The sequence below is a fragment of the Jeongeupia wiesaeckerbachi genome (genome assembly GCF_050916355.1).
Taxonomy (GTDB): domain Bacteria; phylum Pseudomonadota; class Gammaproteobacteria; order Burkholderiales; family Chitinibacteraceae; genus Jeongeupia; species Jeongeupia wiesaeckerbachi.
This window is the reverse complement of the sequence record NZ_CP136946.1, coordinates 1,726,757-1,742,049: the sequence shown is the minus strand read 5'-3', so window position 1 is coordinate 1,742,049 and position 15,293 is coordinate 1,726,757. Positions and strand designations below refer to the sequence as shown.

The window sequence follows — 15,293 nt, the reverse complement described above, 5'->3', positions numbered from 1 at the left end:
ATAGCACTGTGAAATCGCCCGTAGTACAGGAAACCGATATACGTTGGTTGCAGTGAACGATGTAGAAATCATGGAATATTAGCCAGCCAGTACAGCCGAGCGTTGGAACCGACAGATTAGGCTCGCAGCCAACAACAACGCCGGGCTCGCCCGGCGTTTTGCATTTCGAAGAAAGGAAAACCAATGACCGACCTGCCCCGCCACCAGTTGACCATGACCGTGCTGATGACGCCGGACATGGCCAATTTTTCCGGCAACGTCCACGGCGGTGCGCTGCTCAAACTGATGGACGAAGCCGCCTATGCCTGCGCCAGCCGCTTTGCCGGCGCCTACTGCGTGACGCTGTCGGTCGACCAGGTGACCTTCAAGCAGCCGGTCCACGTCGGCGAGCTCGTCACCTTTCTCGCCAGCGTCAACTACACCGGCCGGACGTCGATGGAGATCGGCATCAAGCTGATCGCCGAGGACATCCGCGCACGGACGGTACGCCATACCAATAGCAGTTACTTCACTATGGTCGCGCTGGGCGACGACAAACGCCCGCTCGAGATCCCGACCCACGCGCCGAACGATGCCAACGAGCAGCGACGCTGGCACGACGCCGAGCAACGCCGCCAGCAGCGGCTCGCGGCACGCTAGTCGCGCCTTACCGACAGCCCCCAGATCGCCGGCGGCTGCGCCAGCGGCCGTGCGCGCACCAGATCGTAAATGAGCGACAGCACGATCAGCTCGCTGCCGACCCGCACCGGAAAACCCTGCCGGCCGCCGCGATCGTCGATCAGCAGCGCATTGAAGTAATCGTCGAGCTCGGATTTGCCCCACAGGCAGGCAACCCGGTCGGCGATGCGCGGAAACTGCTGGATCAGCTGATCCGGATAGGCCTGCGGATAAGGCCCGACGCATTCGCGCAGTTGAGATTCAAGCAAGGTGGACATGGCGCATCTCCGGTGGTCTCCGGGTCAGCGCAGCCTGCGGCGCGCGACCGGCCTTCTCCACGCTAGACCAGGCACCCTTGCCGGCCCAAGCCAGACCGACCAACGAAAAAACGCCACCCGAAGGTGGCGTTTTCTTTTGCGCGGGAAAAGCGGGACTTAGAAGTCCATGCCGCCCATGCCGCCCATGCCGCCGCCCGGCATCGCCGGTGCGTCTTCCTTCGGCAGCTCGGCAACCATCGCGTCGGTGGTCAGCAGCAGACCGGCAACCGAAGCCGCGTGTTGCAGTGCCGAACGGGTGACCTTGGCCGGGTCGAGCACGCCCAGTTCGACCAGATCGCCGTATTCGCCGGTTGCAGCGTTGTAACCGAAGTTACCCGTGCCTTCGACCACGCGATTCACAACCACCGACGGCTCGTCGCCAGCGTTGGCAACGATCTGGCGCAGCGGTGCTTCGATCGCCTTCAGCACGATCTTGATACCGGCATCCTGATCGGCATTGATGCCCTTCAGTTCGCCCAGGTTGGAACGTGCACGCAGCAGCGCAACGCCACCACCTGCGACGATGCCTTCCTCGACCGCAGCGCGGGTGGCGTGCAGTGCGTCTTCGACACGAGCCTTCTTTTCCTTCATTTCGACTTCGGTCGCAGCACCGACCTTGATCACGGCAACGCCGCCGGCCAGCTTGGCCACGCGTTCTTGCAGCTTTTCACGATCGTAGTCGCTCGACGATTCTTCGATCTGGGCGCGGATGGTTGCCACGCGTGCCTTGATCGTGTCTTCCTGGCCAGCACCGTCGATGATGGTGGTGTTTTCCTTGGCCACTTCGATGCGCTTGGCTTGGCCGAGCTGGTCGAGGGTTGCCTTTTCGAGCGACAGGCCGACTTCTTCGGCGATCACGGTGCCGCCAGTCAGGATGGCGATGTCTTCGAGCATGGCCTTGCGACGATCGCCAAAGCCCGGTGCCTTGACGGCGACGGTCTTGAGAATGCCGCGGATGTTGTTGACCACCAGGGTCGCCAGCGCTTCGCCATCGACATCTTCAGCGATGATCAGCAGAGGACGGCCGGCCTTGGCGACTTGCTCGAGCACCGGCAGCAGGTCACGGATGTTGCTGATCTTCTTGTCGAACAGCAGCACATACGGATTTTCCAGCAGCGCGATCTGCTTTTCCGGGTTGTTGATGAAGTACGGCGACAGGTAGCCGCGGTCGAACTGCATGCCTTCAACCACGTCGAGTTCGTCTTCGAGGCCGGTGCCGTCCTCGATGGTGATCACGCCTTCCTTGCCGACCTTGTCCATCGCTTCGGCGATTTTCTGGCCGATGACTTCATCGCTGTTGGCCGAAATCGAACCGACTTGAGCGATTTCCTTGCTGGTGGTGGTCGGCTTGGCGATCAGCTTCAGCTCGGCGACGAGGGCGATCACGGCCTTGTCGATACCGCGCTTCAGGTCGGTCGGGTTGAAACCGGCAGCGACATACTTCAGGCCTTCGTTGACGATGCCTTGGGCCAGCACGGTCGCGGTGGTGGTACCGTCACCGGCGATGTCGCTGGTCTTCGAAGCCACTTCCTTGACGAGCTGGGCGCCCATGTTCTCGAACTTGTCCTTCAGTTCGATTTCCTTGGCCACCGATACACCGTCCTTGGTGATCGTCGGCGCGCCGAAGGAGCGCTCGAGCACGACGTTGCGGCCCTTCGGGCCCAGGGTCACTTTCACCGCATCGGCGAGAATATTGACACCGGCAACCATCTTGGCACGGGCGGAATCACCAAACTTGACTTCTTTTGCAGCCATTTTCCAGATACTCCTGAATTCTGTAGGTAAAAGTTAAGCGCGTGGGTCGGAGCTTAGTGCTCGACGACGCCCATCACGTCTTCTTCGCGCATCACCAGCAGCTCTTCGCCGTCCACCTTGACGGTCTGGCCGCTGTACTTGCCGAAGATCACCTTGTCGCCGACGGCGAGGCCGAGCGGACGAACCGAACCGTTTTCCAGGACCTTGCCATTGCCGACGGCGACGACTTCGCCCATGTCCGGCTTTTCGGCGACGTTGCCCGGCAGCACGATGCCCGAAGCGGTTTTTTCTTCAGCTTCGACGCGCTTGATGACGACGCGGTCATGCAAAGGACGGATTTTCATCGTTGACTATCTCCTGAGGATTGAATGGCACGAAACGAGCGGAACGCCGTGCGGATGGCCTGCGTTCGATGGTTAGCACTCGTCGCTAACGAGTGCCAATGATAGGGACGGCACCCGGGGTTTTCAAGCGCCGACTGGGGATATTTGTGTCGTCGATCGTTCATCGCGGGCTTCCGGCCGCTCGTCGCTGGACGAGCTGGGCAGAAACCCTCCCCTAGCGGCATCGACGACAGCGAGCGGCGGTCTCAGTTGTCGCCAGGGCCTTTCGCGGACCCTTGGCGGTCACAGCGACCTGCCACGCGGATGGGCAACACGGTGCTGGCCGCCATGGCCCACCGCACCGGCATCTGCAGTTCAACGGAATCGACGCATGCGCGCCGCTTGGCCACCGGCGACGGAAAGTCTATGGATAAGTCGGCGCAACGCTCGGCGCCGACTCGGACGGTGACGTGCTCAGCAGCGCAATGGAATAGCCATCGCGATAGATGGCGAAATCTTCATCGGATGCCAGCGCTATACGGTGCTAGGCCGGGCCAACAAATTCTTCACCTTATTGCCATACAAGGCAACGGTCAGTCCAGAGAGGATTAAAAGGCTGGCAGCAATTTTCTCGCCGCCAATAACCTCGCCGAAAATGACCGCGCTGCCAGCAAACCCAAACACGGGCACCAGCAGCGATAGCGGCGCAACGCTCGAGACTGGGTATTTGCTCAGCAGCGAGTTCCATACCCAGTAACCGATCAAAGTGGTTGGATAAGCCTGAAACAGCACCGAAAAAATAGCCATCGCATTGAGGTTGTCATTCAGATTCATGTATACCTTGGCACCGCCGGCGAGGTAGGCCATGAAGAAGAGCGGCACCGGCGCGAACAAGCACGCCCAGACCAGAAATCCGAAGACATTCTTGGTTTTCGACTTCTTCATTACGATATTAGCCAAACTCCAATTCACCGCACCGAATAGCACCATGGCCAAGCCCAGCAGCGTCACCGAGCCGTCGGTGAGGCTCAGTATGAATATCAAACCTGCCAGCGCCAAAGTAAAACCGATCAATTGCTGCCGACTAATTTTTTCTTTTAGAAAGACGTAACCCATGAAAATGGTAAGGAAAGCGCTAAATTGAAGCGCGAGCGAGGAGACCCCCGCAGACGCACCCAGGCGCACCCCCAAGTTAACCATGCCCCAGAGACCGACACCGAAGAGGACACCGTACAGCGCAACGACCTTCATCGGCACATCTGGCTTTCGGATAAAAAACACCGCCGGGATCGCACAAAATAGAAATCGCAATCCAGCAAGCACAAATGGATCCAGCGTATTCAAGCCCAACTTGATCACGCTAAAGTTGACGCCCCATACGCCCGTCACCAAAATGGCAGCTAAAACATCTCTCATTTTCATAAATTCATCTCTTCTTCGATTTATGCCAGATTGAATTTCGAATAAATCGTACACAACCCAGCTTCAACACAGCCACTTCGAACAATCAACTTCGATTCCTAGCGAATGGCACAGCCATCATCGTTGACAACGGGTCAGCCCCCCCCCACCATTCATGCAAGCTCCGACACCAAGGCATTCATGTGCGCCAACGCATCCCCCGTTACTGCAAAGCCGCAAGGCTTGCCGTTGCGATAGCCACGCGCAATCATGCCATCGTCAGTGGCTTCGGTATGCCACTCTGTTGGATTTTCCTTGAACATGAAACGTGTCGGCGATTGCTGGATTTTCACATCGACAGGATAAAAGGTCAGATTGACCGGCGTTGCGGTCCCGGTCATCGTGCTAGCCAGTGCTCGGGCAGAAATAAGGATGGGCGCAATGTATTGGTGCAGCTGGCCATTGATTTGTGCGCAATCACCAAGCGCATAAATATCGTCAATATTGGTTTTCAGATATGTATCGGTGAGAATGCCACGATCGGTGGCAATACCCGCCTGCTCAGCCAGCTCGGTATTCACCGACAACCCCGCACAATTGACCACCACCGCGGCCGCTTTGCGCTCGCCGGAGGACAAGGTAATGCCGAGCCCAGCGTCATGCCGATCCATATCGACAACACGCTGACGGTCGATAAATTGTACGCCGGCTTCGACTAGCTTTCCTTTCAGGAATTCGCTGAACGCACGCGGAAACAGACTAGAAAACGGATAGTCTCCTGAGGAGACAAGAATCGGCTGATAACCGGCATTGGCCAGATCACTGGACAATTCGCATCCAACCAGCCCCGCACCGACAATCAGTGGCTGGCGATTTTGGCTTTGCAATTTTCCAAACAAGCTACGGTAGCTTTGCAGCGAATTAACGTCATCTAAAACGCAATCGGCATCAAGGCTGGCAGTGATTACCCGTGGTGATGCACCATAGGCCAGTACAAGCTGGCCATAGCTGAAGTCGCCACTACTGGTGTACACCGTTTTGCTTTCAGGCGAAATCCTTGTCACGGTGGTACCGTGTACCAATGTGACATTGAGTTTTTCTGCCCATACATCGCGTTCTTCGGTGACATGGTCATCGGGCTGCATTGCCTCCGAAAAACCAGTAGACAATTTTGGTTTGTAGTATTGATTCCCGTCACAGCTGCTGATTACGCGAATCTCACCATCATATTTACGCTTGCGCAGGAATGTAACCAGTTTGTAGCAAGCCAAACCGGCCCCAATAATCGTAATGTTCATAATCGGCTCGTGAACTAGGCCAACGTCGTCGCTAGTTGGGGTGACAGTATTTTCGATGTTGTCTTGAGTTTTTTGAAGCATAAGACCACGACTCCACTAGTCGCTACACCAATCATCCAGAACATCGCCTTGGTGTCGGCCTCATTGATGCTAAGGCTGACAATTATTCCGGATAAAGGCAGGGTTAGCTGGTTCAGAAAAACAATAAAACCGATGGTTTTACCCAGATGCACCTTGGGTATCCAGAGCACTCGTTCGGATCGGATGTAGACATTAAAAAGATCACCGGAGGCAACAATGGTGGCATAAGCCAGCACATAAAATCCAAACGACGAGGTTAATCCAATCACGATTGAGGATAAACAGATCACGGTGTAGGCAGCAATACCGACCCAGAACACGTTTATGCGATGCACCACAAACGGCAGGATCATCAGCACCGCCAGTGTCAGGCCACCGGTAAAGCTTTGCTGAAGGCCAAACTCAGCCTTGCTGGCATTGAAATAACCGGTTGCCATCGCCGCAGCCGTTGCCATACACATGCCGATAATCAGATTGATGCTGATGCTGAGTGTGGTCAACAACAACAGGTTCGGGCGCAAGCGCACAATGGTCGCGGCCTTAACAAAATCGCGCCTGACCTGCTTGGCCAACGCCAGTGCGCCTTTACCAGTGCCTCTTGAGATCGGCATGGTGGGCAGTTTGATGGTTAACATACCGACATAGCCGATCAGGAACATCGTCGCGCCGATGGGTATCAGGTAACGAGCATCGGCATACAAGATGACAAAAGAGCCGATGCCGGGTCCGAGCATCAACGATGCCTGCTCAATGCCCTGCAACCAGCTTTGTACTTTTGGCAATTCTGCCTTGCTGGCCAGTTTCGGCACGATGGATTCAAGGGCGATAAATGATTGGGCATAGAAAAAAGCACTAATCGCCATCAGGCCGCTCAGGACCACGAACATGTTGACATTGACGGTCAGCAAGTAAAATGCGCCGAAAGCCGCAATGGCACGAACAATATCCGCCGCCAGATAAACGTATTGACCGCCGATGCGGTCACTCAGGGTGCCTGCGATCGGCAATGACAGAACGCGCGGGGTCCATTCGATAAAGAAAGCCAAGCCAGTCAGACTAATCGACTTGGTCTCGGTATAGATGATGAGCGGCACCGCGAACAGCAGGAGCTGGTCGCCGAGTGCAGCCGAAAATCTGGCGATAATAAACCGAATAAGCAAAGCGGCTTGCATTACTGTTTACTCACAAAAAGAAACCCATCATGATCGTCCTTCGGGATATGCCGACTCGACTGCTTATCGAGTCGGCAGCAAATTAATGCACTTCAATCGTGGCAAATACGTCACGCATAAAATTGGCCAGCTGTGTGCTGCATGCGGAACTGACTATCCCAGCAACCGGCACTTCCACCGATTGATAGGTAATGTGCTTGGTCAAGGGCTGATCGACTGCCAATTCATTCCACCGCACAACCAGCTCATGCTGTTTGAAGCGGTCGGAATTTTTAACCACACAATATGGCTGTCCCAAGTGATGACCGGGGAATACGAACCAGCCAAATTTCTTGGCCGACTGAGCATCTGCCACCACATCCACGGCGTCCCCGAGGTAGGCTTTGAGCTCGGCGGACGGCAGGTGCACGCCGGTGGCAAGTTCAACAGAAGCCACGACCTCAGCGCCACCGACGCGATTGGCGATTTCCAGAAAAACCAGGCCGTTGTCAGATAGGATCGCTTCGAGATGAAAGCTGCCGGTATTTAGCTCGATGGCCCTTAGCACCGCCAAGCTCCAATCGCGCAGCTCGTCACTGGTGTCAATTTGCACCGAGCCCAATGGCTGGCCTTTGGCAAAGTCGAGGCAGTTGCCTACGTACTTGCTGGTGACGACGAGCTTCAGCTCGCCATTCAGCATCAAGCCATCGAAATGCAGGATATCTCCGGAAACAAACTGCTCGACTTCGTAGCCCTGGTAGTCCCCGCCGTCTACGAGTGCAATTCCGACATTGCGTTTAGCCAGTGCATCCCGTAGTTGCGCGATTGAGTCGAACACCAGCACATTTTCGCTTGAAGCGCCATCAACCGGCTTGAGCACCGTTTTTCCCGACCACTTCACTTGATCGGTCATGGCAAAATCACTCAAGCAAAGGTTGTGCGGTACGGCAATGCCGGCTGCATCAACAATTTGCTTCATCAAGAGTTTGTTGCGTACGCGCTCGATTTGCGCGATGTTCGCGCCCTGAATGCCGAAATGCTCACGCACGATGGCGGCGCTCATCAGCTCGTATTCCGAGAGTGACAGTACGATATCGAAACTGGCGCCACGCTCGGTGATGACGTTGATCGCTTCGACGTCGGTTTTATCCACGCCGGGACGCTGCCATTTTTCGCAACGCAGCGCAGCCGGAATATTGCTCAGCGCGGCCTCTGTGCCCAGATACACCACGTGATGGGCATCATGATCGATGCCGCGGTGGTAGTCGATTTTATGGTAAGGAATGCGGTGCAATATCAGAATGTTCATGGCTTTATCCTTAAGCAACGAGTGTCAAATCGGCCAGCATGTATTCGTTCAACACCGTGCTCCAGCACGCTTGGATTTTCTCTAGATAGGTTTTCATCACGCTGGAATTCCAGTCGGCGCTAACGGTAATCAGGGCAATGAAGTCACTGTTGTCACGGGCAGGGACATGAATGTATTGATCGGTAGCCGCAATCGTCTCGCAACTCATCCAGCGCAGTACCCCGACGGTTTGCGGGTAACTGATCGCCACTTGAAGCTGCAACTGGGAAAACAGGAAATCCATATTGTTGATGATGTCGTAAGCGTGCCCGGACTGGGTGGGGCCGAGCATGATGCTCATGGCCGAGCCCTTCGGCGTCAGCTGTAGATTGGTTCGCTTGCCGGTCACCACGGAATCGACCCACAGGCCATGGAGGTCTTGTCCAAACACCTGGCTAGCCAAAGCCCAGATCTTCATACCTGCCGGACGGCGGTTGGCTTCGATGACGGCAGCTTGGCTGAGATCATCGCGAATGCGAATCTCGTTATGAAACGGGCCGAAGCTCTGCCCCACAAGCAGATTCGCCAGTTGACCGGTACGACGAATCAGATCTGCCTGCTCGGCGCTGATGTCAGCCGGGACCAATTGGGCAAATTCGACCGGGTAACGACCGGAAACATTGAACTTCTCGGTGATGAAATCGGAGACCCCGATGCCGTCGTAGGAATATTCTCTGCGAAAAGGGATCATCTGCTCGACAATCACCCCGGCTTGAATATAAGCAGCCACCTCATTGAGTGCCGCATGCAGATCCGCCTCGGCAGGGTTCTCCAGCAGAATCACCCCTCGGTTGTTGCCTTCGGTGGTCGGCTTGATGACCACCCCGCCCGGGTTGTCACGGATAAAATCAGCAAGGGATTCGACCGTGTTGACCATTTGAATATTGGGCAAGAACATTTGCTGCGCTTCAAACATATCCTTGCAGGCTTGTTCCTTAACGCGGTACTGATATTTGCAATAGGCATTTTCGGCCAGCACCGGGCAATCTCCGCGCAGCCCCAAAGTACGTAGCAACTGGGCACCAAATTGCACGGCGTTATCGGAGAATACCAAACCGGCCCGCACATCGACCGGCAACCGAGCAAGTTGCTGAACTGCCTCTTGCACGAAGCCCGGCGCCAGCGGATCGAGGTCGATGACGTAGTCCGCCAATTGCCATTCCGCAGTCCCCGGATTCGGACGGATCAAGACGGTTTTTTGTCCGTAGTTGATCTTCGCATAATCACGGATATGGGCTACTTCGGCACGGCGAGACAGGTTGAAATCGATAACCAGTAATGCTGCGGATTTGTCCATTTGCATTGCAGTTTCTCAGTAAGTTTCGACCACAGGCGCGGTACTTTCCTGCCGATACGTCAATTCAATCAAGTCTTCCGATTGACGACTGATGCTGGCATAGCTGTCTGCCAAGCAGGCGTAATCCAAAGCCCAGAGCGCCTGACCAACAAAATTTTCTTTACTGGCACTGGTAAAGGTACTGCCAGGCTTAACGAACACTTGCGATAAAATCGGCGCGTGCTCGCCCGGCCTTTCGTCGACGCGCTCGATGACGCCCACCTCGCCAAAAAATACCCGGAAAAAAGTAGCCTTTCCTTTGGGCGACGGTTTGCCGCCACTAAGCGCCAATTCGCCAAGCAATTGACTTACGCTGGTATCGCGACGCGTGCTTTGCAACAGCAACTTGATCCATAGGTTCAGCATCGAATAACCCTCGGTGAGTTGCTCTACGCTTTGCGAGATCAGTGACCCACCCACGCGCGGATTGATCTCTATGAGCTCCCACCGCTTGCCGTTGAATTTTGCTTCGAGATGGAAGCAGCCGGTGCTTATATCCAACAGACTGAAAACCGAGTTGAGCCACGTACGTGCGGAATCGATATCGGCGGGCGCCAAGCTAACCGGCGGGCTGACGCAGGCATTCTCAAGCGTGGTCATTTTTTTAAATGACACTTCAGATTTTTCGTGAATGGCAATAATGTGCTGCGTATTCTCTTCAACCAAAATCTCAAAACTATATTCGGTTCCAGAAATATAATCTTCGATGATGAATGGATCTTGCTCGGCGAATATGGCCTGAAAAACCGTATCACTTCGCAACTCTTGATGCAGCGCCTGAATATCTGACCAACGCACATCGGGCGTCAAACGGAAAGCACCAAAAGAGGCAATGCCGCGATACGGCTTGATAAATTTGATCGCGCCTTGAGCCTGATAGCTCAAGAGATTGCCTTCCGTCAGCGGCTCGGCCTGAACTTCGCTGAGACCATGCTGATACAGCAGGCGACGCAGTGCGTATTTATTCGTCAACAAATCGACGGCATCTGGATGGATGTCGGTGACACCAAGATAGGCGTTTGCCTGAGCCATAAGGGAGCGATAACCTTCCCAGACACAAACGCAGGCATTGATCGTTTTACCTTGGGCCTGGATGTCTGCAATGGCACCCTTCACGTCATCCCAATTCAGTTCGTGCTGTTGAGTCGCGCCAAACCACTCCCCCAGACCTTTTAGATCCTCGAGACGACTCAGATTATCCGGCTCCGGCAGCGAAGTCAGTATATAACGCTCCACCGCTTCATCTGCCGCCTGCTTTGCCAATTGATCGACAAATGAAAAGCCGACATGACTTAATATTAAAATACCTTGCGCGATCATAGATGTCTCTTAACCTTTCTCAAACCAGGTCATTAACTCACACGGCGCCAGCGCTAAAATCACCACCATGGTTCTCGCCATTCCATAAAAAGCAGCGATAACGATGCGGCCCATCGATGAATAGCCACCGCGACGGCCTCGCGCCTCAACGCTCTCCAGACAGCAAATCATGCTGCAAAACCTGACCATCGGGAGAGGCGTTGAGTGCGCACCAGCCCCCTATCGAGGGGCGCGGCCGAACGCGGATCAGGCGAACTCTCTCACTTGCTCTGTTTTGAATTCCTTGTTGACTTCAACAAAATACATGGCCAACAAATCCTGAAATTCACGCAGGTATTTCTTCAACGCGGCTTTGTCTTCTTCTTTACTGATCAGGTAGCGCAGCGCGCCCCATACCATTCCCGGGTGATCGTGATTAATATCCGTGTGGGAATGCGCTATTTGCCCAGCGATCATGTCTTTGCCGAGGATAGCCTCCAGCCCTTTGAGCTTTTCCGGCTCCAGCTTCACGTTGACGTACTCCACCAAATAAGAGTACGCCACCACACCAAGCGGGCCTTCGTGGTCGAGTAGATAGGAGAAAAAACCGACCAGCAGCTTGGTGGACATATAAGGTTCGATCTGCAGGAACTCTTCGCGGCTAGTACCCGCCTTTTCCAGGTCCTGAATGAACATTTCATCGTGCAGCATTTCGTCGCACTCGTACTCTGCCCAGATTTTTGCTGCTTCAGGGCTCACTTTGGCGATTTCAGCAATCGCCTTCGATTCGATGACGCGCAAAAGACGAATACGAAGCGCCGTTTCAGCCAGACCACGCGCATACATTGGATGATTGAAGTCGTTCTGGCGACGATGCTGATCGGTAGCGGGGACGTTGGCATTCCACTCCTCGATCTGCTTTTCGATCAATGCGTCGATTTCCTGCCTGAACACGACAGACTGCACGGGATTCAAGTACGGCTTCCCACGACCGAGACCAGTATTAATGCAACGATTCATGACAAACTCCTTAATAAGGTGATAAAGCAGTTAAATAAATTTAACGAAACATACCCGTTCGATCACAAACAACGCCACTAATAAGCCAACGGTGAAATGCTTTTACTGAATAAGCACCCATCGTGATCCGGCCAAATGGAAACAATTTTTTATTATGGATCCGTGTTAATCGATATCGGGCCAAGCAACTTGCACTGGCACGCCAAACGATATTGCGCCTCAGCAAACCCCAAGCTAGTCAGAAATGCACGCTCGACGGGCTCGGCCTCACTCAGGTTTTCTGCCCCGGACTCCACCTCGATCACGCAGGAGCCACAAATACCGGAGAGACAGCTAAACGCAATCGCTCCATCTGCAACCTCAGACAAATCAGCCAGTTTTGATTTATCTGGCAACTGTGACTCTTCTGCCAAGTTGGTCAGTGTAATTGTATGAAGCATTACATTCTCAATTCCATTTCAATTGATATTAAACACCCCAGCAGTCGACACCAGGCACACAGCACTCTTCTTGTCGCTTCTTAATAAGAAGCAACCTAAATCGAGCACTTTGCTTATGAATGAGATCGTGGCTAAAAACACATTTTCGATCGTTCAAAGCCCCCTCCAATACCGCTGGCGCGTCATAAAAATTTCAGCGTCATCAACTTACATGAAATAAACAAGAAAGCGTAAAGAAGAAAATGTTGTAATAAAGTAACCAAACATTATATCGATTTGATTACTTGTTTATTACATACAAAACATAAAGAGGATGTACCCAGGTCGACTTACATCCGGCATGGTGTTCAAACTGAGCCGCTCAGTTGCTACCTCCAGCCGTCTTTCGCCGCGCAACCGTAACGAACTCCGGCCTTTATCAGACTTCATCGCAATATCTGAACGCAGTCCGTCACCCCAATCTGTTTCTTACTCGCTGACTGACCCGTTCGGCCAAAATGGGGCGAATTGGTGACAGACTCTTCCGGCTATCCAGTGAATGGCGACGACGGTCTGATCGATAGCGTTTTTTGGTGACTAATTACTGACAATTTGCTTTCCGCAAAAAACAGCGACATCTACGCAGATTGAAGTCGAGAGACCTGACTCTCTCTGCGCAATCGCACAATGGAGAGTGACCGTTGTCATCCCACATCAAGAAAACCATCGCCCTGCTGTTTGCCGCCGGCCAGATCGGCGTGTTGTCGATGCATTCGGCGTACGCCTATGTGCCAGGTGCGATCACGCCCGCCCAGGTAGACCAAAGCCAGCTGCAGAGCCAGGTCGATTCGGCGTATTCGGCGTGGAAGGCCCGCTATTTGCGTCCAGACCCGCAGGACGCCAGTCGCTATTACGTCTGGATCGGTGACGAAACCGGCAAGCAGGTGGTCTCGGAAGGCCAGGGCTGGGGCATGCTGGCCCTGGCGCAGATGGCGCCACGCGATCCGCAGGCCCAGCCGATGTTTGATGCGCTGTTTCGCTACTACCGGGCGCATCCGACGCTCTATAGCCCTTGGCTGATGGCATGGGCGCAGTCCTTGTCCGACAACCGGCTGGTCGATACCGACGGCCAGATTTCCGCGACCGACGGCGATCTCGATGCCGCTTACGCGCTGTTGCTGGCGGACCAGCGCTGGGGCTCGACCGGTGCGGTTAACTACCGCGCCGAAGCGCTCAAGACCATCAACGCGCTGATGGACAAGGTGGTCAATCAAACGGACTGGACGCTCAAGCTCGGCGACTGGGTCAGCGATACCGACTCGATGTACGGCACCGGCCAGCGCGGATCGGATTTCATGTTCGATCACCTGCGCGCCTTCCATACCGCGACGGGCGACGTACGCTGGCAGTACGTACTCGACAAGAGCTATACGATTGCCGACGCGGTGTTCCGCACCTATGCGCCGACGACCGGCTTGCTGCCGGACTTCGTGCTTAAACAGGGAACGAGCTATCGGCCCGCGTCCCCCGGCTATATGGGTGGCGACAACGATGGCGACTACTTCTGGAACAACTGCCGGGTGCCATGGCGCATCAGCATGGACTACCTGCTCAGCGGCGATACCCGCGCCTTGCCGCTGTTGCAGACGCTCAACCGCTGGATCAGCACGACCGCGACCGGCGGCGATCCGGGCCGCATCTACGGCGGCTACACGCTGGATGGCCGCGCCTTGAGCCGCGACTTCCAGATGGCGTTTGCCGCGCCGTTTGCGGTCAGTGCGTCCATCGACAGCAGCAACCAGACCTGGCTCAACGCCTTGTGGGCGCGCATTTCGGCCGGACCGAGCAATATCTACTATCCCGATTCGATCCGGCTGTTTTCGATGATGGCCGTCGCCGGTCTGTGGGAAACACCCCGGGCGCCAACGCCAACGCCAACGCCAACGCCAACGCCAACGCCAACGCCAACGCCAACGCCAACGCCAACGCCAACGCCAACGCCGTCCAGCAACTGTAATGCGGCCAACTGGGTGTCAAGCACCGCCTATAGCGGCGGCGCGACGGTCAGTTACAACGGCCACAATTATTCGGCCAAGTGGTGGACGCAGGGCGATACCCCGTCGAACAGCGTCGGCGACGGCAAACCCTGGAAAGACCTTGGCGTTTGCGGCGCGGTGACTCCGACTCCGACTCCGACTCCGACTCCGACACCGACTCCGACTCCGACTCCGACACCGACACCGACACCGACACCGACACCGACACCGACGCCGACACCAACGCCAACGCCAACGCCGACACCAACTCCGAGCGGCTGCCCCGCTCGATGGCAGGAGGGGAAGACCTACCCGAGCGGGACGCTGGCTGAGTTCGGTGGCATCAGCTACCAGGCCCTGGTGTCGCACGTGGCCTACGTCGGCGCGGGTTGGACACCGGCGACGACGCCCTCGCTCTGGAAAGTCGTCGGAGCATGTCAGTGACGGGCTGAGCGTCTGATCATTGCGGAGCCGAAGTCATCGGCATGCCGGGGCAGCCAATGAGCCGGGCTGCCCCGGGACCCAAGGCCGGCACAGGTCCGGGCGCCTGCCCGACACAAGGCAGGGGTGCGACGGCTACGGCTTCCGCAATGCCACCCGGCCGGCCGGAGCAACACCGGCCGGCGTAACGGCCACCTTGGCCGTAGCATGCGAAACGCCATGGCTGATGCCCTGCCGGCTTGCCCGCGGCGCCTGCCGCAAACGACCTGCGCTAGCAGCCCCGTCGCTCACGGCGGCGGCACACGGCCATTGAACGGCCAAGCGGCGATGCGCCTGAACGGCGCCCAGCGAGATTTACCTACACCAGGCCGGCGTCAGTTCAAGCCGGCATGCCGGAGGCATCCCGCATCC

Annotated in this window: 13 protein-coding genes; 2 read left to right on the top strand and 11 right to left on the bottom strand. The window is 55.7% G+C overall.

What is annotated here, in order from left to right; genetic code table 11:
- Window positions 1-183 precede the first annotated feature (183 nt).
- Window positions 184-639, top strand: a complete 456-nt coding sequence (locus R0382_RS08430) for an acyl-CoA thioesterase (protein ID WP_432723874.1) — start codon at window positions 184-186, stop codon at window positions 637-639.
- On the opposite strand, the gene R0382_RS08425 is transcribed toward R0382_RS08430, so the two are convergent.
- From R0382_RS08425 to R0382_RS08375, 11 genes are all read right to left on the bottom strand, one after another.
- Window positions 636-935: a hypothetical protein gene (locus R0382_RS08425; protein ID WP_432723873.1), complete on the bottom strand. Its 300-nt coding sequence runs from the start codon at window positions 933-935 to the stop codon at window positions 636-638. The genes R0382_RS08430 and R0382_RS08425 overlap by 4 nt on opposite strands.
- A gap of 156 nt (window positions 936-1,091) precedes the next feature.
- Window positions 1,092-2,729 carry a chaperonin GroEL gene (gene groL / locus R0382_RS08420; protein ID WP_432723871.1) on the bottom strand — a complete coding sequence of 546 codons (1,638 nt, stop codon included), beginning with the start codon at window positions 2,727-2,729 and terminating at the stop codon, window positions 1,092-1,094.
- A 53-nt stretch (window positions 2,730-2,782) separates the two neighbouring features.
- Entirely contained in the window at window positions 2,783-3,073 is a 291-nt protein-coding gene (locus R0382_RS08415) for a co-chaperone GroES (RefSeq protein ID WP_432723870.1), read from the bottom strand.
- A 513-nt stretch (window positions 3,074-3,586) separates the two neighbouring features.
- Complete coding sequence (locus R0382_RS08410; RefSeq protein WP_432723868.1) at window positions 3,587-4,474, bottom strand: EamA family transporter; 888 nt, start codon at window positions 4,472-4,474, stop codon at window positions 3,587-3,589.
- A gap of 152 nt (window positions 4,475-4,626) precedes the next feature.
- Window positions 4,627-5,751 carry an FAD-dependent oxidoreductase gene (locus R0382_RS08405; protein ID WP_432723866.1) on the bottom strand — a complete coding sequence of 375 codons (1,125 nt, stop codon included), beginning with the start codon at window positions 5,749-5,751 and terminating at the stop codon, window positions 4,627-4,629.
- A gap of 14 nt (window positions 5,752-5,765) precedes the next feature.
- Window positions 5,766-7,004 (bottom strand): MFS transporter, encoded by a 1,239-nt coding sequence (locus R0382_RS08400; RefSeq protein WP_432723864.1) that lies wholly within the window; start codon window positions 7,002-7,004, stop codon window positions 5,766-5,768.
- 82 nt (window positions 7,005-7,086) lie between these two features.
- Window positions 7,087-8,292 (bottom strand): ATP-grasp domain-containing protein, encoded by a 1,206-nt coding sequence (locus tag R0382_RS08395; RefSeq protein WP_432723862.1) that lies wholly within the window; start codon window positions 8,290-8,292, stop codon window positions 7,087-7,089.
- A 10-nt stretch (window positions 8,293-8,302) separates the two neighbouring features.
- On the bottom strand, window positions 8,303-9,634 hold the full coding sequence (locus R0382_RS08390) for an ATP-grasp domain-containing protein (RefSeq protein ID WP_432723860.1): 1,332 nt from the start codon (window positions 9,632-9,634) through the stop codon (window positions 8,303-8,305).
- Between the two features lie 9 nt (window positions 9,635-9,643).
- Window positions 9,644-10,987, bottom strand: a complete 1,344-nt coding sequence (locus R0382_RS08385) for an ATP-grasp domain-containing protein (RefSeq protein WP_432723858.1) — start codon at window positions 10,985-10,987, stop codon at window positions 9,644-9,646.
- Window positions 10,988-11,233: 246 nt separating this feature from the next.
- Entirely contained in the window at window positions 11,234-11,986 is a 753-nt protein-coding gene (locus R0382_RS08380) for a hypothetical protein (RefSeq protein WP_432723856.1), read from the bottom strand.
- 152 nt (window positions 11,987-12,138) lie between these two features.
- On the bottom strand, window positions 12,139-12,426 hold the full coding sequence (locus R0382_RS08375; RefSeq protein ID WP_432723854.1) for a 2Fe-2S iron-sulfur cluster-binding protein: 288 nt from the start codon (window positions 12,424-12,426) through the stop codon (window positions 12,139-12,141).
- A 680-nt stretch (window positions 12,427-13,106) separates the two neighbouring features.
- On the opposite strand from R0382_RS08375, the gene R0382_RS08370 reads away from it, so the two are divergent.
- Window positions 13,107-14,885, top strand: coding sequence for a glycosyl hydrolase family 8 (locus tag R0382_RS08370; RefSeq protein ID WP_432723852.1), 1,779 nt, complete (start codon window positions 13,107-13,109; stop codon window positions 14,883-14,885).
- Window positions 14,886-15,293 lie beyond the last annotated feature (408 nt).